Consider the following 25,277-nt stretch of genomic DNA (forward strand, 5'->3'; position numbering starts at 1 on the left):
CAGCTACGCCAATAGGCCCCGGTAATTTTGTGTTGTTAATCAATTAGCCAATTGACCATCACCACAATGAAGACAGTACTCATCACCGGGGCAAACAAAAGCATTGGCTTTGAAGCCGCCCGGCAAATGCTCCAGCACGGCTACCACGTATACCTGGGGAGCCGCGATTTGCAAAAAGGCCAGCAGGCCGCCGACCAACTAAAAGCCGAAGGTTTCTCCGAGGTGGAACCCATCCAGATTGACGTAACCGATAGCGCCTCGATAGCCGCCGCCCGGCAGGCACTGGGCCAGAAAAACACCGCGCTGGATGTGCTCATCAACAATGCGGGCATTCTCGGGGAACCGTCGCAGCCCGCCCTTACCAGTCGCATCGGCATGATTAAAGAGGTGTTTGAGACTAACCTCTTTGGCGTGATTGAGGTGACGCAGGCCTTCATCGACCTGCTGCAACAGGCGCCGGAGCCCCGCATTGTCAACGTGACCTCAGGGCTGGGTTCGCTCACGCTGCACAATGACCCTTCCTGGAAGTACTACCCAGTGAAAGGGGCCGCCTACCAGCCATCCAAAGCGGCCCTGAATGCCTACACCATCATGCTGGCGTACGAGCTGCGCGATACCGCCTTCAAGGTGAACGTGGTGGACCCGGGCTATACCGCCACCGATTTCAACCACCACAGCGGCCCCGGCAGCGTATCCGATGCTGCCGCACGTCTGGTAAAAGCCGCCACCCTTGGCCCAGATGGCCCCACCAGCCGATTCTTTAGCGATGACAATGCGCCGGAGACGGGCATCAGCCCCTGGTAGAAGGTAGCGCTTGCTAAAAAAGGCCGTCCTGCTGAGCATAGTCGAAGCAGGACGGCCTTTTTTGCTTGTTATATATCTACGAAACCTGGCCTAGCTTATCCAATTCCTGCATGTCCTGAGCGGTGAGGCGCAGGGACGCCACCTGCATGTTTTCTTCCAGGTGGGCAATGCTGCCGGTTCCGGGGATGGGGACGATGTTGGGCGCATGGTGCAGCAGCCAGCTCAGCGCGAGCTGCCGCGCGGCAACCTGGTGCCGGGCCGCTACCTGCTCCACGGTGCTCATGTCCTGCACCAGGCCCCCGCCGATGGGAAACCACGGGATAAAGGCAATGCCCTGCTCCCGGCAATATTCCAGCACGGGCTCCGAGGCGCGGTCGAAAAGGCTATACCGGTTCTGCACCGAAGCCACTGGGAAAAACTGCTGGGCCAGCTTGATTTCCTCCACGCTCACTTCCGACAAGCCTAGGTGCCGCACCAGGCCCTGCCGCTGGGCCTCGGCCAGAAAGGCGAAGGTGCGCTCGGCGGGCACACGCGGGTCGATTCGGTGCAGTTGGTAGAGGTCGATGCGCTCCCGCTTGAGGCGGCGCAGGCTGCCGGCCAGGGCATCGTGCAGGTGCTGGGGAGTGCCGTCGAGCAGCACGCCATCGGGGGGCGGGCCGAAGCTTACGGCCCCGCCCTTGGTGCCGATGACCAGCCCCGGCGCGTAGGGATGCAGGGCTTCGGCAATTAGCTCTTCCGATATGAAAGGGCCGTACATATCGGCTGTGTCAATAAAATTGACGCCGAGCTCTACCGCCCGGCGCAGCAGCGCGAGTATGGCCGGGCGATTGGTGGGCTGCCCCCAGGCTGGCTGGGCCGTGATGCGCATGGCGCCAAAGCCGAGCCGATTGATGGGTAAGTCGCCGCCTAATAAGAAAGTGGTTTCGGCTATTGATGGGTTGTCCATGAGTGAGATGAGGTAAGTGGTGAGCTGCTGTCCTGCCCGGGCCAGTCGTTTGCCGGCGGCCTTGGCACAGCCCCTTTGTGAGGAGCAAAATTCTGACCTGGAACCACCGGGCGAGCTATCCAAATTCCGGTTTGTGTGGCACAAATTGTAGAACCGGTCAGCTTTTCGGCCCGGTCGAATGGCTGCACCGTCAGACCAAGCCGAAAAGCAGTTTGCGCTACCCCGACGAATACTTCCGGGGCTCGGTCGGAGTATTCGTCGGGGTAGCGCAAACTGCTTTTACAGGCTCAGGACCCGCTTAGTTGGCCTCAGCTTTCCTTCTTGCCACGGGGCTTGGTCGGCTTGCCAGTGCTTGCCTTGGGCTTGCTCGCAGCCTTGCCGGTTGCCGGCCTGCCTGCCTTGGGCTTGCTGCCGGCGACCAGGCTCCGGGTTGCCCGTTTGGCCATGCGGAACGCGGGCGAGTCGCCGACCAGAAGCTGCACGACGGGGCCTTTTTGGGGCATCCAGTCCGTGCTGAGGGTTTTGGAGTCGGTGTAAAGCACGTCGTATTTCAGCTCGAAGTTCTCGCCTGCATCGTTAACCCAGGCCGCACTGAAGGCGCGTGCGACTTTGGAGGTGAAGATGTAGGGCTTGCCCATGTCGACGCCGTTGTAGCGGACCGTGACGGTCACGCGCGACACCGTATTGTTGAAGTCGGCGTTGATGCTGATGGACGGCTGGAACTTGCGCACGGCCGTGCTCTGGTTGTAGAAGCGGGGGTCCGAGAACGGGTTCTGGAAGCCCAGGGCGGTGAGCGACGGCAGGGGCCCGTTCGGCTCCAGAAACCAGTTTTGGTTCTGTTGCAACTCGTACTGGAAATCCAGGCTCTGCACCGAGTTGACCTGGAACTTGCCCACGTCGTCGGGCGAGGTTTCCTTGACTTGCTTAATGATGGCCTGGGTGGCGGCGAATTCGGCCGTTTGCTCGGCCCAGGCGCGGGCCGAATCCAGCATTTCCTGGGTAATGCCATTGCCCGGCTTGTCGGGAATAAGCTTGATGGTGGTGCTTTGCGACGCCGAGAATGACTCGCTGATGGCCACCACGATGCGCTTTTCGTTGCCCCACACGCTGGCAATGGCGTTGTAGATTTCTTCCAGCACTTCTGCAATGTCCTCGAAGCCCTTGATGAGCTCCTGGCCAATCCATTCGAGCCAGTGCGCGGCATCTTTGAGGAATTCCCAAATCAGGTTCTTCACCGCGTCGTAAATGATGCCGGGGATGTCGGAAAGCCGTTGCGCGTTCACGTCCAGGTCCAGGCCCGGGATGGTAAACTTGATGGAGCCAAACTCGAACACCGATTCCTTGAGGTGTAGGAAAGCGCCGTCGGCGTTGATGCCGAACGAGAGGCCCACCTCAATGAGCACCTTCAGGTCCAACTTGCCAAGCTTGATGTTGAACAGCTCAAATTCCGGGTCGTTGATGTGCACGTTGCCGTTGATGTCGAAGCTAAAGCCGGTGTCGGAGTTCAGCGAAGTTTTCACGGCCAGCCCGGCTCCGAGCGAGTCGTCGCCGATGGAGGCGGCGAAATCCAGCAGCAGCCCGGCTGTGGTGACGTCGATGGTAGTGGCGACGTGTAGGCCCAGGAAATCGACTTTGCCATCGAGGAAGAAGTGGGCCGGCCGCGTGGTAGTGGCCTCGGCCGCCGCCATCAGCGCTTTTTTGCCGCGAATACGTTTTTTTGGCGCCGCCAAAGCAGCTTGTGCGACCAAGGCTTCGGGCGTGGGCACCTGCGTGGGGTAGGTGGCCATGCTGAACTGCGGGCCCTTGGTGGGGTCCTGGTTGCCGGTCAGGGAAAGGTAGTCCTTGACGATGACAATGGGGTCAGTCAGCTTCACATCGACCGCGAAGCCCTTGCTGGGGATGATTTCGAGCTTCACCACCAGGTGCAGCATGAACACATCGAGCTGGCCAGCCAGGAACACGCCCGGGTTGAACGTGAGCCCGGCACTGGGCGGACCCAGCGTGACGCTGCCGCCACCGGGCGGCATGCAGTAGTAGAACTGCGGCTCCAGCGCCACCCGAATGCGGCCGTCGTGCTCGGTGTGCAACTCGTAGTGCATGATGACATTGCTGGCCGGGTAGTCGGTGATGAACCACACGCCGGGCTCGTCCAGGTCGGTTTCACCCACTATCAACAGGCTGGAGTTCAGGCTGAACGAGTAGGGGCCACCCGGTCCGGCCTGGTCGAAGGCCACGTTGATTTCGTCAAATTTCTTGGCGTTCAGCGCGGTGGCCGTGCCGGCGGGCAGGTAGAAGGTGTCGGTGCCGCTTACGCCCACCTGGGCCAGCAGGTCGTCGAGCCAGACCGGGGGCTTGTCGCCGCCCGTCACCGCACCCACCACGGTATCGGCAATCTGCTTGAGGGTAACGTCGCTGATGGCCCCGGCAAACAGGCTCTTGGCGGGGTCGCCGGAGTCGAAGAAGAAGGCCAGCGACGAATCGTAGCTGGTGCCGTAGGCCTGCAAGTCAATCTGGGCGGCAAAGCCGAGGCTCGGAATGCCTTCAAAATTAATGCCCACTACCACGACGAGGTTTGAGAGCGTAATGGGCCCGAAAGTGACTGTGCCAATCATCGACACGCTCAGAAAGGCGGCGTTGGGCGTGAGCTCGAAGGCCACGCCGGCCGTGAGGCAGTCGCTCATATTGGCCGCGCTGCACGACGATAAATCCTGCTTCTTGCCCGAGCCGTCCTCAATGACCGTAGTCACAATGCCTTCGAGGTAGAACTGCGGCTCGCCGGCCTCCATGCGCGCGCCGATGTTGCCCTTGAGCAGGGTCGTGTCGTTGATTTTGCCCTCGATGCCGGCTTGCACGAAGGCGTTCTGGGTGGGCTGCAGGCCGATGAAAACGAACAGGTTAAACTTCAGGTCGATGTCGAGGCCGAGCATCATGGGCACCAACTTCAGGTTTTCCTGCTCCTCGATGTTCAGCTGCATGCTGCCGTAGAAGTAGAAGCCGGCCTTCACTGGCCCGGCCCAGTTGGGCACCTGAATGTTCTTGCCGGTGCCGCCCTGAAAATCGGTGGTGAGCGGAAACTGGAAGCCGCCGGCCAGGTTGGCCGACGTGAACACGAACACCAGCTCGTTGACCTTAAACATTACGTCCATGCCCTTGAGCATGCTCAGCGAGTCGAAGGCGGCGATTTTGGGCGCGTTCAGCTGCAGGCCGGCGGCAAAGGCCCAGCCGGTGCTCTGCTTCAGCACCTGCAGCACAATGGAGCCAAACGAGGGCTGCGCCAGCACGGCAAACGTGTAGGTAGCCGCCACGCCACTGCCCTTGCGCTGCACGTACAGGCTGGTTTGCGGAAATGGAATGACCGGCAGCCAGTCGGGCAGCTCCCAGGCCGTGGGCAGCAGGCCGTCGGCAATTTCCTTGATGTCGACGTCGAACGACGGAATCAGGGCCGTGACTTTGAAGTCGCCGGGCGTCTGGTACTCGAAGTCGGTTTCGACGGAAAACAGTTTCATGCCGCCCACCATGCCGCCGGTGGTGGCGGTGCCATCGTTGGCAATGTGGAAGTTGGCGTACAGCACTTCAAACGCGGTGGTGCCGCCAAACTCGAACCTGAGCGGTTTGCTGGGGTCGAGGCCAGCGTAGAGGGCGTAGGAGTTGTTGGGCTTGCGGAACTTGAAATCCACGCCCAGCTGGTTCAGGGTAATGTCGGGCAGATTGATGGCTGCTGGCAGGTACTTGTTCACGATGTCGCCCACCGGGATGGTGAGCGCGCTGCCTGGCGCCAGACCCGCCTGCACCTCGTACTCGGCCGGCTTGTCCGCCGCGAAGTTGGCCGAAGCCCGCACGTTCAGGGCAATGGGCTGGCCAGCCGTGGGCAGCGAGAGCTGGCCGCCCACAGCCAGGGCAATGAGGCGAGTGGCCGAGTCGAACGGGTTTTGCACGTTGGCCGTCACGACTACCTGCGACACGTTGGCGAAGTCACCCAGCTGCCAGCCGGTACCTCCGGCCGGCATCCCGATTTCCAGCGCCACTACCACCGGCTTCAGCGAGCTCGTGCCAATGCCCACGCTGATGGTTTTCAGGTATAAGTCGGTGCTGGCCTGGTACTCGCTGGGCAGGGCCTCGTAGAGGTCGTTGCCGCCGATGAGGTTCTGGAATTCCTGGGCAAACTGCGTGGGTGTGGGCAACGCGATATTGCTGAAGCGGCCCGTGAAGGTCATAATCCCGAGGGGCATCGGGGTGAGCAGGGTATAGATTTCGAGGCCTTTGTTGTTGCCAAAATCAAACTTGGTGCCCAGCAGCAGTCCTACTTCGTTGGTCAGGTCATCGAGGCGGCACACCAGCTGAATTTCAACGTGGTTGGCCAGCAGCGGCACGTACTGGGTGAGCGTTTGCTGGAAGCCGAGCGTGAGCGTCATGGTCGGCGTGCCATCGTAGATGGCCAGCGGGCCCACGGCCGTGGTGTGCACAAACTTGCCCAGCACGCTCATCAGTGGGCCAAACGTGGGGCTGGTGCTGGCCGGGGCCACACTGCCGTAGAAGTTCAGATTGGGGACGAAAATACCGTTTTCGAGGGTGCTGTCGGTGTAGTCGGCCGAGGCAAAGACGTACTTCGGTACCGTGCCGCTTTCCAGGCCCACCTCATCGAACACCGTGCCCTGGAGCTCCGGAAATGCGGTGGTGAAGCTCCAGTCGGCTGTCAAATCCAGCTTGATGAGTACCTGTGCGCTGCCTCCGCTCAGAAAAAACACCATGGTCAGGGCCGCATCGGCGTGCTCGTAGAAGCTGCTGGCCACGCCACTGACGGCGATAGTCTGGCCGGAGGCGTCGACTTGCGGGGCGGCTGCGCCAGTCAGCTGCCAGGCTTGCTGCTCCACAACGTTGGCGAGCAAATCGGTAATGGCCTGCGACTCGTACGGTGCCGGGTCGAAGCTAAAGGTTTGCGCCTGAGCATCGTATTGCCCGGTCACGGTGGCTTGCAGGGTCGAGAAATCCATGGACGGAAAGGGTAAAAGGGTGCCGGGCCTGCCGCAGGGCAAGCCACCATGCCCCAGCCAAAGCCGGGCTAATAAGTGAGGGTGAACCCGATGGGCAGGTAGGCGCTGACGAGCCCGCGGTAGGCCCGGAAGGCATCTTCCAGCTTGGCATAGCTGCCGTCAGGCAGAGCCAGCACGTCGTCGGCGTCGGCAATGAGGCGCTCCAGGTTAGCCAGCGGCGGGCCCAGTGGAGCCGTCATCCATTTGTCGGTGCTGGTATTGTAGGTGTTAAAGACGTGGTCGAAGATGTTGGCCACGCCCATGTTGGTGCAGCTGAAGCCCTTGAGCTCGGACGTCTTGCGGAAGAAGAGGTTGTCGGCCGTTTGCACCAGGGCCTCTTCCATGCTCATGGCCACGCTGGCGTTGGTTGCCAGGCGGTTGGGTACGTTCTGGGTGAGCTGCTGATAGGGCCCTTTGGGGCCGGCCAGGTTATTAAACGCCCACGCACCGTTTGAATTTGGTGTGTCCACGTTGTCATCAATCGGCACATTGAACGTACCCATGAGCAGCAGGCCGTCGCCTTGTTGAAAAGCCGGGACCAGCGGAATGGTATCGCAGGCCAGCCCTATGGTTCGGCCGCTGTCCCCATCCCACGCCGGCGCATGAAACAGGACCACCGCCAGGTACTTGGTGGTGGCAGCGTCGAGGAGCTGGAAATACCCCAGATACGGTGGCATATCCTGCGACTTGGTGTGCACACGTGGAAAACCAAAAATGTTCTTCGAGTCGAATGGCAGCGGGAAATCGTATTGGAAGTAGTCGGTGAGGCTGGTCTTGCTGGGCAGGAATTTTTCGCTGTTCCACACAAAGCAATACTGCTCGTTGCGGCCCAGGCCCAGCTGCGGGCTGGCTTGGGCGCGCCACTTGTCGGGCTGCCGGTCGCGGTTGTCGAGCTCATTGATGAGGGCCGTAGAAAAGGCCTCGGCCAGGCCGGCATAAATGCCGCAGAAGCCAATGAGGTTGGTGCCCGTATACTGCATCACGGAGGCCACGAACTGCACGTACTGGACCTGCGTGGCTAGGTGTTCGTTGGGGCCGTATTTGCCCAGGTTCCAGGTCATGATGTTAGTCTGCGCCATGATATACCAGCTTGGAATTGAAAATAAAAAACCGCATCGGCCAATGGTGCTAAATGATTTGCAGCATGGTGGCGGTGTGGTCCGACATGCGCTGAGCCAGGCCCGCTAAGCCCGCGCCCGGCCCAGCATCCATTGTAATTGAGCTGGCCGAAGCCACAGGCACAATCAGGCCAGGGGGCGCTGCTCCTGCGATGTCGGAATACCAATAGTCGTAGAGGCTGCCGCTGTAGGTAGTGCCCATGCCGGCGGCCCCAGCTGGGTAGAAAGGGGCATTGGCCGAGTAGCCGTCGGCCCCCCCGCGTGGCGTGATGAAACCCACGTTAAAGTCGCCACCCATATAGCGCGCCACCAGCGGCACGGCGGGCAGCCCGTTGCTTGCAGCCCCCATCCGGTTCAGCATGTTGCCAATCTGTGCTGCTACCGTAACACGGTTGGCCTGTAAAGTGTAGAGATTGTGCAGAAACCCCACCGCAATGTTGCCAGCTGGCGTCGTGACGATGATGTATACCAAGCCCCGGTAGTCGGCCGATGAAGTAGGCGGCAGGCCCAGGTTGTTGAGCGCGGCCGTGGTCGCGGCGCGTTGGTGCAGCAGCATCACGCCGCCTCCAATCTGGAACAAAATCCGCCCCACGCCCACCAGCGGATACGCCGGGTTGCGGCCCAATCCAATGTATTCGGGGCCTCTGGCCAGTGCGGTGATGCCACAGGATACATTGCCCACGAAATTGGCTCCCAGCCGTGCGCACGAATTGGTCAGAGCAGTGCGGGAGGAACGGTTGTTCGTGATTTCAGTGAAGCCAGCCACCGCCACCGGCGCCATGCCGACGCCCAGCCCCGCCACAATGTTGGCAAAGCCGCCACCCACCGCGTTGTTATAAGCCTGATTGCGCATTCTGGGGCTATAGCCGCCCCCATAGCGCCGCATGTTTTGGTGAAATAAATAAGCCATTCGGAACGTCGTAATTAGATGACAGGCGAAGTGGAAAAGGGCCGCCGGGGCTAGCGCACCCACTTGAAAGTGCGCTGGTAGGTGTAGGCCGCCTGCGAGTCGAAGTGCACCTGCGCCGTGATGTTGCCCAGTCGGGCCCAGGCCGTGAGCCGGTACACCACGTTCACGAGGCCGGCCGCCGTGTTGCCGCCGAACCAGGCCTTAAACAGGGCCACCGCCGCTGGCGGCATGTCGCTCACGGTAAAAACGGCGGTCTGGCTGCCGCTCAGCGAGGGCAACGTTTGCACCGTGCCGCTCACCGTGCCGCCTGCATCGGCGTAGTTGAGCGAGGCCCGGTTGGGGTCGACGCCGCCCTGCGGGATGTCGATGAAGTTCATCGCCTGGTACTGCGGGTTTGCCACGCCCTTGTTCTGAAGCAGGGTTTTAACCGCCAGAATGATGGGAGCCGGCACCGCCAGAATGGTGGTTAGCTGGCACTGCGCCGAGATAAACTGGCCGGTCTTGTCCACATACTCGGTGAGGTGGAACTGCGGCGCACCGCTTTGCATGGCCAGCGTAGGTACCGGCACAATGTAGAAGATGCTGCTATCGTCGATGTCCTGAAAATACGTCCAGTCGACCCCGGCCTCGGAGTAAGTGCCCTGGCTCGCTGCGTTGATGATACCGGCCATGATGGTTAGGAGGTTGGTGAAGAAAATTGCTGCCGCAGCTGGCGGGCCAGCGTGAGTACTTCGGCCGTCCAGTGGATTTCACCGGCGGCATCAGAGCAGAGCGGCGCGGGGCCTGCCACAGCCCTGATGTTGGGGATGGTGCGCAGGGCTTCCAGGGCCGGCTGTAGCTCACTGGCCCCGGCGGCCACGGCGTGCTCGAGGGCGTAGTGCCACTCGGCTGGGTGCGGGTAATAGGGTGTGAAGTGCGCCGTGCGTTGCGGCGCGTCGGCCACCAAGGCGGCGGCTTCGTTTATCATGGCGCAGGCTTCGGGGTAGCCGGCGGTGGCCTGCAGGCCGGCCCAGGCCAGCATGGCTACCACGTTGGTGTTGGCGCAGCAGTCGATGGGGTTGGCCACGTTGGCCGTGGTAAACCAGGTCAGGAACACGCCTTCGGGCTGCCAGCTGTGCGCCAGTTGGTGGCGCAGGGGGCCAGTGGCCCGGTATTTCAGTAGGTAGTTTTCGGCGATGTAAGGGAGGGCTTCGGCGGGCCAGTAGCCCGCCCGCACCAGCTCCAGGGCAATAACTGCTGTGTCGTCGGCATCGGGGTAGAGAGCCGTACGCAGCCAGAACGGTGGGAATTGCTGCGGGTAGAACGCGAACGAGTAGGGGTAAACCGGGTACTTGCTGCGAAGTAGAAAAGCATAGGCTTTGCGTTTGGCTTCGGCTAGGGCCGGCGTGGCCGGCACATGGGCCAGCTCGCGCAGCACCAGCCCGGTCACAAAGCAGTTCTTGTCCTCCACTTCGCCATAGGGCAGGCGCACCGTGGAGAGAAAAACCCCACCGGGCGACTGCCGGGCGCAAATGCCGGCCACCAGCGTATCAAAATCACTCATTGCTATGGCCTAATCCTGCACCCGGCGGGCGCAAGCCAATGTGCGAGATGGCCGGCGTGCCCAGGCCCACCGTCACGCCAAACATGCCGTGGTGCATCCAGTGGCCCTCGTGCGCCGCGGTGGGGCCGCTCAGGTCGTGGTAGTACGCCATGTCGACGCCGCATTTTTCGAAGTAGCGTCCCAGCTTACGGTGCGCGTAAGCATCCGCCCCGAACATCGTTTCGGCAAAAGTGTAGAACGAGAACAGGCGCGGGGCCGGGTCTTGGGCAGGCAGGGTGTAGCTGAAGCCAAAAATTGGGCCCGGCAGTTCCTGGTGCATGGGCCGGCCGTAGGCCAGCTGAAACGCATCGAGCACAGTTTTGTAATTCGATTCCAGGCCCTGTGGCTGCATCAGGGCGGGTAGCTCCCAGGGCCGCAACTCATCAACGCGGAAGTAGAATTCCAGCTCGCCGGTGGCTGGGTACCAGCCAATCATCTGGAGCACGATGGCCCGGCCCTGCACGCCCACCGGCCGTTGCAGGCGGGCGTTGAGGTAGGCCAGCGCCGTGGCTTGCCCGGCGGGCGGCACCTCGGCGTAGAGCTTGTAGGCCGTGTCGTGGGCCGAGTGGCGCACGCCCAGCCAGGCCCCGTAGCGCAGGCCGCTGGGCGCCTGAATCTGCGTGAGCAGCGCCAGGAGCGGGTCGTCGGCCAGCGAGCGGCCCAGCAGCGGCTCCACCAGTTCCCGCGCCTGGCTGAGGCGCCGGGCCGGCTCTTCCCTGGCGGGCGCTACTTCCAACGTGTAGCGAATGCTGTCGTTGAGCGTGGTGCAGGTAAACTCGAAGGGATAGCCGCCATCGGTGAGCAAACTGGTGCTCCAGCGCGCCGGGTCGGCCTTATCCGTGAGCAAGGGCTTCAGCAGGTGCGGCAGCACGGCATCAAGCTGGGCGGCAGCGGCCGGAAAATGCTGGCGCGAAATGTCGAGGCCACGCTGGGCCGGCGCTGATAGGGCAGGGGCCATGGGGTTGTTTTTTAGTTGTTCGTTGTCCGTTTTTAATTGTGCGTTGCTCGTTGTCCGTTTTAGATGGCCTGACAACGAGCAACGCACAAAAGCCTGGGTTAGTAGGCCAGCACGGCACCGTTTGGCTTCCATTGGCGTACGCCTTTGGCGGCAGAGGCCGGAGGGGCAGTGGTCGCGGCTTTGGGCAGGGCAACCAAGGTGCCTTGCTGCGTACCCTGGGCCAGCTTCATACCGTCTTTGTACACGTACTCGGCCACCCAGTCAAACTCCATCTCCGTGAAATTCATGGGCAGGCTGGTGAGCGGGAAATGCACCGCGTACGAGTGTTCTTTCGTGGTATCCAGCGTCATGGCCTGCACGGCAATGTTCTTGGCATAGGTGGCTTTCGTGCCTTCTTCAACTCCATCCAGCAGGGTGCCGGTTGAAGTGGACGGTATGTAGCGCACGGCCTTGATGCGCACATTGATGCAGGTCAGATTCGTCCAGTCCACGATGCCAGGGTCGGCCGTAATCATGGCGAAGGTCTTCGCAGCGCTCATCGAGAAGAACACCACACTCTGCGGATTGAACAGGTACGGCCCGAAGTCGTACTGGTCCATGTCGCTGGTAATCAGCGAGGCATGAATCATCAGCGGCGAGAGCTTAGAGTTGGCAAACAAGTAGAGGTCCTGCTCCGTGGGGCTCGCCTTGTTCTCCCCCTTGGCACTATCGGCGCTATAGGCCGGCAGGCTGATGGTTTGCAGCTGGAACCGGGGCCGTGGCTGGTCAGTGGCTGTCGAATCTTCCGGAAACACCAGTTGAATGGGGCTTTCCTGCGTGGGGCGGGGCAGGACCTTGCTAGCCGGGATTTCGGGGAAGTACGGCTCCCCTTCGTAGTACACGTTCACCTCGGCCTTATACACATTGTCCATGTCGACCACCACCGATACCGACTGCACCAGGTCGGGCTGATTGAGGTATATCCACTGCCCGTTTTGCTGCTTGGCGTCAGACGTGTAGGGGTTGGCCTTCGCGTCGTCCTTGAAAATGTAAGTGACGGTGTAAACGTAGTCCGTATTGATGGGCGCGGCCGACAGGCTGGTGATGTTGTGCGTGGCGTTCGTGCTATCAAGCGTAAAGCGCTCCAGTACCGGCGGAGCCTGCGGAATATTAAAGACAAAATCAACAATAATCTCCTTAACCACGGTGCTCACCTTCTTATTGGCGAAGAAGATGCTAGCATCAAACGTCACGTTGAGGATGCCGATGAGCTCCAGTGTAATGGTATAGGCCGAGGCCTCAATGCCTTGTACCTCACCACTCACCGACGGCTGCTTCGGGTCCTTGTACACGGCCATATATTCCAGCGAGTATACGCCGCCGGCCATGTCGTCCCAGTCGGCCTCCCAGGTAAACGGGGTGCTGTCGGTGAACGTGTGCGTCCGTTCCGGCTTGTCGTCCAGCGTGGGGTATTTGATGGTCACCTGCAGGCTTTGCAGCTCCTGCGCGTCGGTCATGTACGGACCCGTGCCTGGAGCAATGGCGGGGTTGAGCGACTTCTCGCTGCCCACAAAATTGCATTTGGGCGTCACCTGGGCCACAAACTTGCGCTTGTCTACCACCGGCTCCAGCGAAGCAATCTGTTGGATGGTCAGGCCCAAATCACCGAAGCTGGGCAGCACCGTCTGGGGCTGCAAGCGCCACAGAATGGTCTGGTCTTCTTCGTACTTTTCGCTGAACGACGAGATTTGCGACACGCTAAATGACTGGGTGCCGCTGGCGTTGTTTTCCAGCGCAATGGCCGCTGCCACTTGTTTGGCCACCAAGTCCATTATCACGCTTTGGCCCCAGGTTTTCAGCTTATCCACCACCTCCTGGGGCACGTTGGGGTTTATTTTCTTCACGTGGACCGTGGAGGCGTTGGACGAGGCCAGTTGCTTGCTGATGTCGTAGGTGTAGCTCGATGAGCTGGCCCAGTGGGTGTGCTCGTGCGAGGTCACTTGGTAGTCGAGCGCGGTTTTCGAGTCGAACGTCAGCTCCATTTCCACGCTCGGCATCATGGCAGGCACGATGATGCTATACTGCACCTCAAACGGACTGCCGCCCTTCTTATTGAGCACCTCCTTGAAGGTTTTCATCTGGTCGGCATCGAGCCCCAACTGGAAAATGGCACCGTTGCTGCCAAAGTCGCTGCCGGCCACCTGCTGGCCCGTCGTGCCGCCCTGGCCGTCCGGGTACGTGATTTCCACGATGGTGCCGGGCTGAAAGGGCAGAGTCAGGAACCGTGGCTTCACCCCAAACCGCGTATTGATGTCACTCGTTACAGCCATCACGGCCTCGTCGGGCACGCTCAGCTGCACTTGCAGGGTGCAGTAGCCGCTACCGTTCAGCGGGTCGCTGGTGTTGTACTGCACCAGTTGAATTTTAGGTAGCTCATTGGCCGTCATCCACGCCGGCTGCGGGGTGATGTAGAAGATGGTCGAGTCATCAGTATCACCGTGGTATTCCCAGGTAAAGTTGCTGATTTGGACGGTGCCTCGCTTTAAGATGTCAAGCATGTTGGGGAAGGTTAGGAGATGGTAAAGTGAAGAGCTTCCGGGAGCCAGCGCCGCCCAAGCCAGGGCTGCTGAAATAAGATGTTGCTAATGCGCCAGGGGTTATTAAACCTGATGAATAGTGCCGGATAAGCAGCGAGTTGTATTGTCTGTAAGTGAATGATTTTGATAGAGTTGATAATGCAAATGTATTGGCCGATTCCATGCCCGGTTCGTGTAGAAACACCCGTTTTAAAAACCCGTTATTTCTACTTGGAAGCAGGTGAAAACACCTGTTTTAGGTCAGCGCGACAGGCGCTGCACACCAACCCGGACCACGGGATTTTCTGCAGTGCGCACAGTGAATAAGCCGCTGCTCGCAGCGGAGCAAGAGGTTTTCCGCAGGGTGAGTCACGCCGGAAAACGATGCGATGACTTTGGGATGGAAGCCCTGCTCCCCATCCTGCGTCCACTGGCGCCAGAACCACGCCTTGGAAAATGAAAAAGGCCCTTCGCATTATCGCGAAGGGCCTTTTCTGGAATCGTATAAGCAGGGCCTGGAAGCCTCATGCAACGCTTGCGCGTAGCTACTTAGCGGCGGCGGGCCGCTTTGCGTTCCATGCGTTCCCGGTACTTGCGGCCAGCCGCCAGGTGCTGGGGCTTGAGGTGAGTACGGACGGATGGCGGTAGCGGGTTGCCGGCCAGGTAGTTGTCGCGCAGGGTGCGGAACTTCGTGTCGGAGTAAGGGGCGTTGTGGACAAACATATACGTCACGCCACCGGCCATCAGCAGCAGACCGGCGGCCACCTGGCCTGCGGGTGGGTCGCTGCTCTGGGTTTGCCCGTAGGGCGACGTCGAAGTCCCCGTTTTGGTAGCGCCCGTCATGAGGCCCAGGCCGGGCAGGGCCAGCAAAATGGGCAGCTGCCCGCCCAGCCGCTTGGCATTGAAATACCCCTGAATGGCATCGAGGGTATCCTGGCGGGCATCGGCCTGCTGCTGCACCAGCGAAACAACCGGAGCGGAAGCATTATCAGGCGCTACACCTTTAGTCAGTAAGGGATTATCGGCTGAAGAGGTGCTGTGCAGGGGCGTAAAGTTTCCCCGCAGGCGGCGCCTCACTCCAGCTGGTAGGTGGCCGGTGGCCGCCAGGTCGCGCAGCACGCGGCGCTCGCGCCCCCACCCAAACTGAATGAGCTTCTTGGTACCCAGCAGCGCCAGCCCCGAGCCGATGACCACGCCGGGCGTCCAGACACCGGCACTGGTGCTTTGCTGAGCCGGAATGATGGACGCTGCCATACCCGCCCCGCCAAAGGCCAGCCAGCCAAACCCGCCGCCTCGGCGACTTTTGAAGAGCTCATGCACGGCCCGGGCCGTATCCTGCCGGTTGAGGGTGAATGGGACCCAGCCGGTAGAGGCAGGTGTAGGCGTTTGCCCGTGAGCCGTGCCCAAAGTGAGCAAAAGAAGGAAAGCCAGAACGTAGCGGTGCAGCATAAAAAAGTGGGCAGAACAAAATTTTCGGCAATTTACCGGACTTTTGCTACACCTGCCACCGCTTCGGCAGCAGCTCAGGAGCTGCCATCGGCCATGATGCTAAGAGCCTGTTGGAGTAGAAACTGAATGCGAATGAGGTAAAGCACCTAGCGTAAGTTCTTCCGCAGGCGGCAGCGGATTTTGTTCGGCAGCTGGCCCGTGGCTTCATACCGCGCAATCATTTTGGCTTCGTGCTTCGGGCCGAAGGCAATGAGCTGCTGAATGCCGACGCCCATAATTGGCGCCGCGATTACGCCATAAATCACGGCAAAGCCCTCAAAGCCGAAATGAATGCCGCCACCGCCCCAGCCATAACCCCCGTTGGAATGCTTGGGAGCGCCCTCTGCTGCGGCCGAAATGCCGGCCAGGGCCAAATCGGCTCCAATGGCTCCGATGGTCATGATGTTGCCTATCCGACGGTGCTTTGCATAGATGCGGTGGATGGCTCTCACCGTATCGGCGGAAGTGAATCGGGCAGGCGCGGCGGCTCGAACAGAATCGGCCGAAACCGAGGTTGGGGAAACCGACTGGGCTGATACCGGACCGGCGAGCAGGAGCAGAAAAAAGGCGTGGCGCAACATGGGAACTGACGTGTAAATGTGGGTGATTGATGAGGCGAAGTAAGAGGCCTGATTACGCCTTTCCAAATAATGAGCAGTGTGTTATAAAATCCCTTTTTGGAATAAAGTAATAGTAAATAAATAATTGAAATTCAATATTATAATGCAGGTAAAATTGATAGTTATTTAGCCGCGTAAAGTCCTGAGATTTCACATTTATAGTTTTGAAGCGCTTCGGATTGCTTCGCTACCGCCACGGTTTAGAGGAGCCTGAAATTCTGATTTGCACGGTGTTTTCGTCGAAGCGCCGACCTTCGTATTCTGCCGGACCTTCCCCACCGGGCAGCTTCGCACAGATGTCTGTATTCGTAACCTACCTGCAACTGGGCTTCCTGCACATCTGCACGCCGCGCGCGGCCGACCATCTCACGTTCCTGCTCGCCCTGTGCGCGCCCTACGTACTGAGCGACTGGCGGCGCGTGCTGGCCCTTGTCACGAGCTTCACCATCGGGCATTCGCTCACGCTGGCGCTGGCCACGTTGGGCATGGTCGCGTTCAAGCCAGCGCTTATTGAAGCCCTGATTCCGATTACCATCATGGTTACGGCCTTGGTAAATATGCGCGGGGCCAGCCGGGTGTTCACGCGCCGGATGCCGGTGCTGGCCGCCGCGCCCAATGCCCTGGCCTTAAGCTTCGGTCTCATTCACGGGCTAGGCTTTTCCAACTACCTCCGCACTTTGCTTGGCCCCAATAGCCGGCCGGTAGAGGAACTGCTGGCTTTCAACGTCGGCGTCGAACTGGGGCAAATCCTCATCGTAGCGGGCATTTTGCTGGTTGGTGCGGTGCTGCTGGGTAGCCTCCGCGTGGCCCGCCGCGACTGGCTTCTGACGACCAGCGGGGCTGCTCTGGGCATTGCCACGGTCCTGCTGATGCAGCAGCTGTGGCCGTAGGTAGTCAGATGGCCGCACGCAACCCTGACGTAACTTTAGCGACTTTCCCGGCTATTTCCTCTTCTGATTTTTCACTAACGCTTTTTCTATGCGTCGTCTTTTATTCGTCGGTTTGGTGCTGGCGGTGGCGGGCCCACAGGCTGCCTCTGCCCAAACCACCAATTCCGGCACCGACAAATTCGCGCAGCTCGAAACGATGCTGCCCACGCCCAACTCCTACCGCACGGCCAGCGGCGCCCCCGGCACTGATTACTGGCAGCAGCGGGCCGACTACGATATCAAAGTCACGCTGGACGATGCCAAGCAGGCCATTTCGGGCCGCGAAACCATCACCTATACTAACCTCTCGCCCGATGTGCTGCCCTACCTCTGGGTGCAGCTCGACCAGAATATTCTGGATAAAAACTCGATGACAACGGCTACCCAAGTTGGCCAGCTACAGGATAAGATGTCGTTTCAGGCCGTGGAAGGCCTGCTGTCCGATTTCGATGGCGGCTTCAAAATCGAGAGCGTGACCAGCAAGGATGGCAAGGCCCTGAAAACGGTGACTAACCACACCATGATGCGCGTGGATTTGCCCACCCCATTGCGGCCCCACCAGTCGGTTTCGTTCAATGTGAAGTGGCACTATAACATCAATGACCAGTTGAAAATCAGCGAGCGCAGCGGCTACGAGTTTTTCCCGGAGGACAAGAACTACCTCTACGAAATCGCGCAGTTTTACCCGCGCATGGCTGTGTATTCGGATAACCAAGGCTGGCAGCACAAGCAGTTTTTAGGCAGCGGCGAGTTTACCCTGCCTTTCGGCGATTACAAGGTGAGCATCACCGCACCGGCCGACCACATCGTGGGCGCTACCGGCACGCTTCAGAATGCCGCCCAGGTCCTCAGCGCCACCCAGCTCAAGCGCTTCGAGCAGGCCAAAACTGCCAAGAAGCCCGTGCTCATCGTGAGCCAGGACGAGGCCGTGAAAAACGAAAGCAGCCGCGCCACCGGCACCAAAACCTGGACCTACGCCGCCAAAAACGTGCGCGACTTCGCCTGGGCCAGCTCGCGCAAATTCATTTGGGACGCCATGGGCATCAGTCAGAACGGCAAGCCGGTGATGTGCATGAGCTACTACCCCAAGGAGGGCAACCCACTCTGGGGCCAGTACTCGACGCAGGTAGTGGCGCACACCATTAAGACCTACTCGAAGTTCACCATTCCGTACGCCTACCCGGTGGCCATCTCGGTGCACGGCCCGGTGGGCGGCATGGAATACCCCATGATTTGCTTCAACGGCGGCCGGCCGGAGAAGGACGGCACTTACTCGCCGGAGCGGAAATACGGGATGATTTCGGTGATTATCCACGAAGTGGGCCACAACTTCTTCCCGATGATTATCAACTCCGACGAGCGGCAGTGGACTTGGATGGACGAGGGCCTGAACTCCTTCGTGCAGTTCCTGACCGAACAGGAGTGGGAGCGCAACTACCCCAGCCGCCGCGGCGAGCCCCGCAACATCGCGGCCTACATGGCCACGGATAAGAGCCTGCAAACTCCGATTATGATTAACTCGGAGTCGGCGCTGCAATTCGGCAACAACGCCTACGGCAAGCCTGCCACGGCCCTCAACATCCTGCGCGAAACGGTGATGGGCCGCGAGCTGTTCGACTACGCTTTCAAAACCTACGCCACCCGCTGGGCCTACAAGCACCCCACGCCTGCCGACTTCTTCCGTACCATGGAGGACGCCTCGGCCGTGGACCTCGACTGGTTCTGGCGCGGCTGGTTCTACACGACGGACCATACCGACCTGTCGCTCGAATCGGTGAAATCCTACAATGCCAGCACCCGCAACCCGCAGGTGGAAAACGCCCGCCTGCAACAGCAGAAGGCTGCCGCGCCACAGTCCATCACGGCCCAGCGCAACGCCGAGGAAATCAAACAAACCTTAGTAGAAGAAAAGCCTGAACTGAAGGACTTCTACAACGACTACAACCCCCTGGCCGTGACGCCTGCCGACCAGCAGCGCTACACTGCCATGCTCAGCACACTGTCAGAAGAGCAGAAGCAGCGCCTCGGCGATTCGCAGAATTTCTACGAACTGAACCTGCGCAACGCGGGCGGCTTGGTAATGCCCGTGGTTCTGCAAATGACTTACGCCGACAATTCCCAGGAAATCCAGACCATTCCGGCCGAAATCTGGCGCAAAAACAACGAGCAGGTGACCAAAGTCATCGTAACCAAGAAGCCCGTCATCAGCTTTGTTATCGACCCATTCCAGCAGACGGCCGACACGGATTTGAGCAACAACGCCTTCCCGCGTCAGCCCGCTGCCTCGCGCTTCGAACTGTTCCAGCAGCAACAGCAAGCCGCCCCCAACCCCATGCAGTTACAGCCCAAAGCCTCCGCCAGCCCCATGCAAAAGCTGGAGCAAAAACCAGTAGGCAGCGGTAATTAGTAATCGCCTGTCATGGCGAGCGAGAGGCGGCAATCCGTCTAATTATCAGCAACAAACCTGGTAATGCAAAAAGCCCCGACTCTGCACAGAGTCGGGGCTTTTTGTTGTTCAAGAGCGTTTGATAACTTCTTGGAGTTGGTTGCGGGGCGCGGTGTTCCACTCACCATGGAAGGTGGCTATGCCTGCTTCGGCACCTTATTTCCGCCTATCATGCGGGAAATCAAGCCATTGTCTTCCTTGATTTCAGCCCAAACTACGCCTACCACATGTAGCACGATAAAGCCAATGATGAGGTACATCGTCACATTGTGCGTTTCTTCGGCCAAATGGTGAATGGGGCGCAGGAATGAAACGTCTTCGTAAATCAGTATAAGACCAGTCACCACCATTATGGTGAGGAAGAGGTAAAATAACGCGTAGGTGGTTTTAGCAAACAAGATTTTACCGGTCTCGCTTTTATTGGCGGGAGGAGCCAAGCGGTAGCGGCGCATGATTTCCATGAGACGCGCCGAAAAGCGCAACTCCGAAGGACCTATCAATTGCAGGAAAACCCGTAGCACAAAAAAGGCTACTATCGCCCAGCCAAAATACTTGTGCCAGTCCCAGATTCGCTCGCTGATGATGTGCGCGAAAGCCCGGCCCTGCTGTGCGGTGATGGCCACACTGTCCTTACTCAGCGCCTGCTGAAACTCCGGTACCGCCGACTTGGAGTTGACAATTACCTTCTGAAACAAAATGGTTATCAACTGCAAAGTTATCAGTGCGGCATTGCCCCAGTGCCAGAAGCGCAACGGCGCCCGGTAGTCTTTGATGGGCACTTCGACGGCAGGTGCAATGGTTTCGTTCATCAGGGCGGGCAGTTGAGTGGGCGTTAGAGCGCTAAGGCTGCCGCTTTTACGTCGGCAATGCGCCATGGTTCAACGCGGCCAGGATATACCAGCAGCGCGTGCGCCAGGCAGTTGAGCGCTGCTGCCAAATCGGTGCGGTTGATGACGTAAGCCAGGCGTACTTCCTGCTGGCCCAAGCCCGGCGTCTGGTAGAATCCGTTGGCGGGCGAAAGCATCAGTGTCTGGTTATCAAGCGTAAACTCTTCCAGCAGCCACTGGCCAAACTTCTGCGCATCGTCCACGGGCAGGCGGGCTACCACGTAGAAGGCGCCGCCCGGCACTGGGCACACCACGCCCGACATGGTCCGCAGGCTGCTCACCGTAAGGTCGCGCCGCGCCTGGTACTCGGCACGGGTGCCGTCGAAATAGGAGGGGGGCAGGTCGGCGGCGGCTTCGGCGGCCAGCATTTCCAGCACCGGCGGGCAAATTCGCATCTGCCCGAAGTGAAAGGCCGCCAGCCACACGTCCGGGTTGCGCGTGACGAGGGCGCCCACGCGGGCTCCGCAGGCGCTGTAGCGCTTCGAAATAGTGTCGAGCATCACCACGTGCTTTTCGCCGCCGGCCAGGCTCAGGGCACTGGTGGCGTGGGCACCGTCGTAGCAGTATTCGCGGTAAGCCTCATCGGAAAGCAGGTACAAATCGTGTTTGATGCACAGACTGAGCAGCGCTTCCAATTCATCCTTCCGGTACACGTAGCCCGTTGGATTGCTGGGATTGCAAATGAGAATGGCGCGGGTGCGGGGGCTAATTACTGCCTCAAAATCGGCCAGTGGCGGCAGGGCAAAGCCATCCTCGATGTGCGCCGTGACGGCCACAATGCTCACGCCTGCGGCAATGGCAAAGGCTGTGTACGTGCCGTAAAATGGCTCGGCCACAATGATTTCATCGCCGGGGTTGAGGCAGGTGAGCATGGCGAACAAGATGGCTTCGCTGCCCGCCGTGGTCACCATGATATCTTCGAAACGTGCCGGGATGCCGGAGCGTTGGTAATAGCTTTCCAGCTTTTGGCGGTAGCTGTCGGTGCCCGCGCCGGGGGCGTAGCCCAACACCTCAATGTCGGCGTTGCGCACGGCGGCCAGCATTTCGGGGGGCGTCAGCACATCAGGCTGGCCAATATTCAGCGGATAAACAATCTTGCCCTGTTGGCGGGCGGCTTCGGCATACGGCAGCAGCTTGCGAAACGGTGACACGGGCATGGCCTGCCCGCGCTTGGATACTTCTAGCATAAAATAACATTAAACCCCCGGCCAGCGCCGTAACGCCCTCCTCAATAGGCTAAATATAGCCGCCCCTAGCCGGTTATAAGCACTTCTTATACAGATTATACAGAATCCGGTTGTCGGCCTCCGAAAGCGGCGCATTCACGTCCTGCTGAATGAAATGCAGCTTAAAGGCCCGGATTGCTGCGGGTAAATCTTTGGTATCGTAGCCAATAATCCGTAATGCATCACGCTGGTTAAACAACGTTATCGGACCATTGAGGCGGGCCAACTGGCGGTCTATCAGTGTGGTATCGGTCTGCACATCAGTAGGCGGCGTTTCCTCGCTTTGCAGCGGGGGCGGTGCCAGTAGGCGGCCGGCCAGCGCCACGGCGCTGTCGGGACCGAAGGGGCTGGGCAAGGGGCCAGCATCGTACCACAAGCCAAAACCCGACCCGGCCAGCCGCTTCCAGGGAAAAAGAGCGCTGGGGTCATTTTTGCGAGTGGGCGCAATGTCAGCATGGCCAATAAAATTGGCCGTTGGAATGCCGTAGGCCTTCTTCAAGCTAGTCAGTACCTGTATTAAGCTGGCTATCTGGGGCTCGGAGAAAGGCTCTTTCCCGTTGTTATCCAGCTCAATGCCAATGGACGAGGAGTTGATGTCCGTGGTATTGCCCCAGCGGGCCACGCCACCGTGCCAGGCCCGCAGGTAATCGTTTAGCATGTGGTACACACGGCCATCGCGCCCAATCACATAATGTGCGCTCACCTGCGTGCTAGGCAGCGTGAATGTTTTGAGTGTCTGCGCTGTAGAATCCTGTGCCGTGTGATGAATAACGACGTAATTCGGCTTGCGCAGGTTAAAGTTGGTAGTGCCCACCCAGTATTTTCCAGCCATCAGGCTGTCGCCGCCTGGATTGGGCACCGGGGTAGCACGCAACGATTTAGCGTAGGATTTCACCTGCGCTTTGTAAGACTTATTAGTGGTGGCGTAGGGGTTTTTCTGGGTGACGCAGGAAACCGAAATACTGGCAAGGGTTATTACAAAAGAACCCAGGCACAAGGGGCGAATCATACGAGTATATCGGAAGAAATAAAATAAGCCGTTACTTAAAACGCAGTAGCCGCATGGCCGGCCCAGCGGCACCATGCTGCTTACTCAATATTGCTGTTTTCGCGGTATTGACGCAGCAGGCAGTGAGGAAAAAAGCTGATGCCTAGAGTGATGTAACCCCGCGGCTTTTGGACTTGGTAGTCAGTATTGCTGGAGCCAGCGGTGTTTTGATAGCCAAAAGTAGTAGAGGTGCCCAAAGTAAACTGCAACTGCACGGGACGGGTGTCAGCCTCCCCGCTACCTGGCCGCACACGAAAGAAAAACATGGGTTCACTACGCGTCATGCTGCGAAGGTCCAGCGGTACTCCGACATCGCTCAGCGAGGTGAATTTTACCTGCGTAACCCTGTAGGCGGCCCCAAATGAAACGGTGTTGCTGGCTTGCAAGCTGCCGTACACCTCCCCAAACAGCTTGTTGTAGTCTGCGTCAAAGATGTGCTGCGTACGCTGTCCGAGGAAGATGATTTGGCCGTCGTTGAGGTAGCGCGCTTCGCTGTGGGCCTGTCCGAAGCCGGCCAAGCCACCTAGTAGCCATTGCGAGCCTATCGGCCAGTAGGTGCCTGCCGCTACTTCGTACTGATGGCCACGGTAATAGGTGCTGTCGTTGGAGCCACGCGGCAAGCTGCTGTAAGCGGCTCGCACCAGCAAGTGCCGCACCGGCGAATAAGCTGCCGCTGCCTCGTACCGGCCGTTCACATAAGTGCTGCCGGTAAGCTCAACTTCGTTCTTGTCTTTAATCTGCGGGGCAGCGCATTGAATGGGCATGTACACGGCACAGCTGCCAAGCAGCAGGCTGGTACCCGCGCTTAATAACAGTAGTAGTTTTTTCATCGTCAGGATAGGTGGAAAGGAGATGGAAGGTAGGAACGAAACAGCCCCCGCAACAAGAGTCACGAGGGCTGTTTTTGGTTGCTTGCCTGCACAAGCGGAAGTGTGTGCTACCGTGCGCTACTTAGCGTAAGCCACGGCGCGCATCTCCCGGATTACGGTGATTTTAATCTGGCCGGGATACTGCATCTCCTTCTCGATTTTCTGCGAAATCTCAAAGCTTAGCTCAGCAGCGCGCTCGTCGGTCACGTTCTCGGCATCCACCATCACGCGCAGCTCGCGCCCGGCCTGAATGGCAAAGCACTGGTTTACACCTTTGAAGCCATTGGCGGTTTCTTCCAGCTGCTTCAGGCGCTTGATATAGCTTTCCATCATCTCGCGGCGGGCCCCAGGGCGCGAGCCCGAAATGGCGTCGCAGGCCTGCACTAGTGGCGAAATCATAGCCGTCATCTCAATCTCGTCGTGGTGGGCGCCGATGGCATTCACTACATCGGGGTGCTCTTTCCACTTTTTGGCCATCTCCATGCCCAGGATGGCGTGGGGCAGTTCTGGCTCTTCGGTGCTCACCTTGCCGATGTCGTGGAGCAGGCCGGCGCGCTTGGCTTTCTTCACGTCGAGGCCCATTTCGGCCGCCATGGTAGCACAAAGGTTAGCTACTTCGCGCGAGTGCTGGAGCAGGTTTTGGCCATAGGAGGAGCGGAAACGCATCCGACCCACCATCTTAATTAACTCGGGGTGCAGGCCATGAATACCCAAATCGATGATGGTTTTCTCGCCAATTTCGACGATTTCCTCCTCGATGTTCTTGCGGGTTTTGGCCACAATTTCCTCCACGCGGGCCGGATGAATCCGGCCGTCCTTCACGAGCAAGTGCAGCGAGAGGCGAGCAATCTCGCGGCGTACTGGGTCAAAGCCTGAGATGATGATGGCCTCGGGCGTGTCGTCCACGATGATTTCAACGCCGGTGGCGGCTTCCAGCGCCCGGATGTTGCGGCCCTCGCGGCCGATGATTTTGCCCTTCACGTCGTCGCTTTCAATGTTGAAAATCGACACGCAGTTCTCAATGGCGTGCTCCGAAGCGGTGCGCTGAATGGTTTCCAGTACAATCTTTTTGGCGTCCTTGGTAGCCGTCAGCTTGGCTTGGGCCACGGTGTCTTTCACGTAGGAGCTGGCCTGAATCTGGGCTTCGTTTTTCAGGCTTTCTACCAGCTGTTCGCGGGCTTCGGCGGCGGTCAGGTTGGCGATGGTTTCGAGTTGGCGCTGCACAGAGTGCAGCTGCTCTTCGGCCTCGCGCTGTTTTTCCTCTAGTTCAGCCATAGCCTCTTCATGGTCGAGGCGGCGCTTTTCGGCTTGGCTTTCCAGCTTGTCGCGCAGTTGCTGGGTATCGGTCTGGTTTTTCTCGCGCTGGCGGTCAAGGTCGGCCTCCTTCTTCTGCAGTTGTTCGAGCTGGCGCTGCGTGGTTTCGGTGAGCATTTTGATGCTCTGCTCTTGCTCCACCACGCCCTGACGGCGCTGGGTCAGCTCGCCCTCTAACTCGTTTTTGAGGCGGCGGCTTTCCTGGTCAAACTCGTTGCGGAGGGTCTTGAACTTATTCTTCGACTGCTCAAGCCGCTCGTCGGCCTGTTTGATTTTTTCATCACGAAGACGGTTGCCTTTCTCCTCCGCGTCGCGAAGGATTTGTTGGGCGCGGGCCTGGGCCTCGCCCTCATGGTCAAGCCGGGCTTTGCCGGCCAACTGTCTACCCACCACAATGCCCGCCACTAAGGCGACCACCGCGGTCAGTATACAGTATAATATGATGGGTGACATGTAATTATGGTTTTTGGGGGTGGGTAAAAAACCATAACTAGGTAGAACGAAGATGCCCGGGCCGAACAGCAGCGGCCGATTGCCGCGCCGCCCA

Annotated in this window: 18 protein-coding genes; 3 read left to right on the top strand and 15 right to left on the bottom strand. The window is 59.4% G+C overall.

What is annotated here, in order from left to right:
- Positions 1–66: 66 nt before the first annotated feature.
- A complete protein-coding gene (locus J4E00_RS22845) occupies positions 67–804 on the top strand; it encodes an SDR family oxidoreductase (protein WP_208177597.1) in 738 nt (245 codons plus the stop codon).
- Positions 805–880: 76 nt separating this feature from the next.
- Here the strand turns inward: J4E00_RS22845 and J4E00_RS22850 are convergent, their stop codons facing one another.
- The 10 genes from J4E00_RS22850 to J4E00_RS22895 all read right to left on the bottom strand — a co-directional run bounded on the left by J4E00_RS22850 (position 881) and on the right by J4E00_RS22895 (position 15,972).
- Entirely contained in the window at positions 881–1,750 is an 870-nt protein-coding gene (locus tag J4E00_RS22850) for an aldo/keto reductase (RefSeq protein ID WP_208177598.1), read from the bottom strand.
- A 308-nt stretch (positions 1,751–2,058) separates the two neighbouring features.
- Positions 2,059–6,741: a hypothetical protein gene (locus tag J4E00_RS22855; RefSeq protein WP_208177599.1), complete on the bottom strand. Its 4,683-nt coding sequence runs from the start codon at positions 6,739–6,741 to the stop codon at positions 2,059–2,061.
- 68 nt (positions 6,742–6,809) lie between these two features.
- A complete protein-coding gene (locus tag J4E00_RS22860; RefSeq protein ID WP_208177600.1) occupies positions 6,810–7,859 on the bottom strand; it encodes a hypothetical protein in 1,050 nt (349 codons plus the stop codon).
- Between the two features lie 49 nt (positions 7,860–7,908).
- On the bottom strand, positions 7,909–8,751 hold the full coding sequence (locus J4E00_RS22865) for a hypothetical protein (protein ID WP_208177601.1): 843 nt from the start codon (positions 8,749–8,751) through the stop codon (positions 7,909–7,911).
- Positions 8,752–8,858: 107 nt separating this feature from the next.
- Complete coding sequence (locus tag J4E00_RS22870; RefSeq protein WP_208177602.1) at positions 8,859–9,479, bottom strand: hypothetical protein; 621 nt, start codon at positions 9,477–9,479, stop codon at positions 8,859–8,861.
- A gap of 5 nt (positions 9,480–9,484) precedes the next feature.
- Positions 9,485–10,351 (bottom strand): hypothetical protein, encoded by an 867-nt coding sequence (locus tag J4E00_RS22875; RefSeq protein ID WP_208177603.1) that lies wholly within the window; start codon positions 10,349–10,351, stop codon positions 9,485–9,487.
- Positions 10,344–11,348, bottom strand: a complete 1,005-nt coding sequence (locus J4E00_RS22880; protein ID WP_208177604.1) for a hypothetical protein — start codon at positions 11,346–11,348, stop codon at positions 10,344–10,346. The genes J4E00_RS22875 and J4E00_RS22880 overlap by 8 nt, the downstream gene beginning before the upstream one ends.
- Before the next feature lie 98 nt (positions 11,349–11,446).
- Positions 11,447–13,885, bottom strand: a complete 2,439-nt coding sequence (locus J4E00_RS22885; RefSeq protein WP_208177605.1) for a hypothetical protein — start codon at positions 13,883–13,885, stop codon at positions 11,447–11,449.
- 567 nt (positions 13,886–14,452) lie between these two features.
- Positions 14,453–15,352: a hypothetical protein gene (locus tag J4E00_RS22890; protein WP_208177606.1), complete on the bottom strand. Its 900-nt coding sequence runs from the start codon at positions 15,350–15,352 to the stop codon at positions 14,453–14,455.
- 146 nt (positions 15,353–15,498) lie between these two features.
- On the bottom strand, positions 15,499–15,972 hold the full coding sequence (locus tag J4E00_RS22895; RefSeq protein WP_208177607.1) for a hypothetical protein: 474 nt from the start codon (positions 15,970–15,972) through the stop codon (positions 15,499–15,501).
- 335 nt (positions 15,973–16,307) lie between these two features.
- Here J4E00_RS22895 and J4E00_RS22900 point away from each other — a divergent pair, with 335 nt between their 5' ends.
- On the top strand, positions 16,308–16,901 hold the full coding sequence (locus J4E00_RS22900) for a HupE/UreJ family protein (protein WP_208177608.1): 594 nt from the start codon (positions 16,308–16,310) through the stop codon (positions 16,899–16,901).
- A gap of 88 nt (positions 16,902–16,989) precedes the next feature.
- The gene (locus J4E00_RS22905) at positions 16,990–19,347 is read left to right on the top strand and encodes a M1 family metallopeptidase (protein WP_208177609.1); all 2,358 of its coding nucleotides are present in this window, start codon (positions 16,990–16,992) and stop codon (positions 19,345–19,347) included.
- Positions 19,348–19,523: 176 nt separating this feature from the next.
- Here J4E00_RS22905 and J4E00_RS22910 read toward each other — a convergent pair whose 3' ends face one another.
- The 5 genes from J4E00_RS22910 to rny all read right to left on the bottom strand — a co-directional run bounded on the left by J4E00_RS22910 (position 19,524) and on the right by rny (position 25,183).
- Positions 19,524–20,195: a cytochrome b/b6 domain-containing protein gene (locus J4E00_RS22910; RefSeq protein ID WP_208177610.1), complete on the bottom strand. Its 672-nt coding sequence runs from the start codon at positions 20,193–20,195 to the stop codon at positions 19,524–19,526.
- A 23-nt stretch (positions 20,196–20,218) separates the two neighbouring features.
- Positions 20,219–21,460, bottom strand: a complete 1,242-nt coding sequence (locus J4E00_RS22915; protein ID WP_208177611.1) for a pyridoxal phosphate-dependent aminotransferase — start codon at positions 21,458–21,460, stop codon at positions 20,219–20,221.
- A 73-nt stretch (positions 21,461–21,533) separates the two neighbouring features.
- Positions 21,534–22,508 carry an N-acetylmuramoyl-L-alanine amidase gene (locus tag J4E00_RS22920; RefSeq protein WP_208177612.1) on the bottom strand — a complete coding sequence of 325 codons (975 nt, stop codon included), beginning with the start codon at positions 22,506–22,508 and terminating at the stop codon, positions 21,534–21,536.
- 80 nt (positions 22,509–22,588) lie between these two features.
- Complete coding sequence (locus tag J4E00_RS22925; protein WP_208177613.1) at positions 22,589–23,377, bottom strand: hypothetical protein; 789 nt, start codon at positions 23,375–23,377, stop codon at positions 22,589–22,591.
- 117 nt (positions 23,378–23,494) lie between these two features.
- Positions 23,495–25,183, bottom strand: coding sequence for a ribonuclease Y (rny, locus tag J4E00_RS22930; protein ID WP_208177614.1), 1,689 nt, complete (start codon positions 25,181–25,183; stop codon positions 23,495–23,497).
- Positions 25,184–25,277: the final 94 nt, after the last annotated feature.

It is taken from the genome of Hymenobacter negativus, assembly GCF_017571495.1.
GTDB classification, from domain to species: Bacteria; Bacteroidota; Bacteroidia; order Cytophagales; family Hymenobacteraceae; genus Hymenobacter; species Hymenobacter negativus.

Bases quoted from the DNA above. Each gene is read 5' to 3' on its own strand.
- J4E00_RS22910 (WP_208177610.1), bottom strand. From the start codon at position 20,195: ATGAACGAAACCATTGCACCTGCCGTCGAAGTGCCCATCAAAGACTAC.
- J4E00_RS22875 (WP_208177603.1), bottom strand. From the start codon at position 10,351: ATGAGTGATTTTGATACGCTGGTGGCCGGCATTTGCGCCCGGCAGTCG.
- J4E00_RS22895 (WP_208177607.1), bottom strand. From the start codon at position 15,972: ATGTTGCGCCACGCCTTTTTTCTGCTCCTGCTCGCCGGTCCGGTATCA.
- J4E00_RS22860 (WP_208177600.1), bottom strand. From the start codon at position 7,859: ATGGCGCAGACTAACATCATGACCTGGAACCTGGGCAAATACGGCCCC.
- J4E00_RS22880 (WP_208177604.1), bottom strand. From the start codon at position 11,348: ATGGCCCCTGCCCTATCAGCGCCGGCCCAGCGTGGCCTCGACATTTCG.
- J4E00_RS22850 (WP_208177598.1), bottom strand. From the start codon at position 1,750: ATGGACAACCCATCAATAGCCGAAACCACTTTCTTATTAGGCGGCGAC.
- J4E00_RS22900 (WP_208177608.1), top strand. From the start codon at position 16,308: ATGTCTGTATTCGTAACCTACCTGCAACTGGGCTTCCTGCACATCTGC.
- J4E00_RS22925 (WP_208177613.1), bottom strand. From the start codon at position 23,377: ATGAAAAAACTACTACTGTTATTAAGCGCGGGTACCAGCCTGCTGCTT.
- J4E00_RS22920 (WP_208177612.1), bottom strand. From the start codon at position 22,508: ATGATTCGCCCCTTGTGCCTGGGTTCTTTTGTAATAACCCTTGCCAGT.
- J4E00_RS22865 (WP_208177601.1), bottom strand. From the start codon at position 8,751: ATGCGCAATCAGGCTTATAACAACGCGGTGGGTGGCGGCTTTGCCAAC.
- J4E00_RS22915 (WP_208177611.1), bottom strand. From the start codon at position 21,460: ATGCTAGAAGTATCCAAGCGCGGGCAGGCCATGCCCGTGTCACCGTTT.
- J4E00_RS22890 (WP_208177606.1), bottom strand. From the start codon at position 15,352: ATGCTGCACCGCTACGTTCTGGCTTTCCTTCTTTTGCTCACTTTGGGC.
- J4E00_RS22885 (WP_208177605.1), bottom strand. From the start codon at position 13,885: ATGCTTGACATCTTAAAGCGAGGCACCGTCCAAATCAGCAACTTTACC.
- J4E00_RS22905 (WP_208177609.1), top strand. From the start codon at position 16,990: ATGCGTCGTCTTTTATTCGTCGGTTTGGTGCTGGCGGTGGCGGGCCCA.
- J4E00_RS22855 (WP_208177599.1), bottom strand. From the start codon at position 6,741: ATGGATTTCTCGACCCTGCAAGCCACCGTGACCGGGCAATACGATGCT.
- rny (WP_208177614.1), bottom strand. From the start codon at position 25,183: ATGTCACCCATCATATTATACTGTATACTGACCGCGGTGGTCGCCTTA.
- J4E00_RS22845 (WP_208177597.1), top strand. From the start codon at position 67: ATGAAGACAGTACTCATCACCGGGGCAAACAAAAGCATTGGCTTTGAA.
- J4E00_RS22870 (WP_208177602.1), bottom strand. From the start codon at position 9,479: ATGGCCGGTATCATCAACGCAGCGAGCCAGGGCACTTACTCCGAGGCC.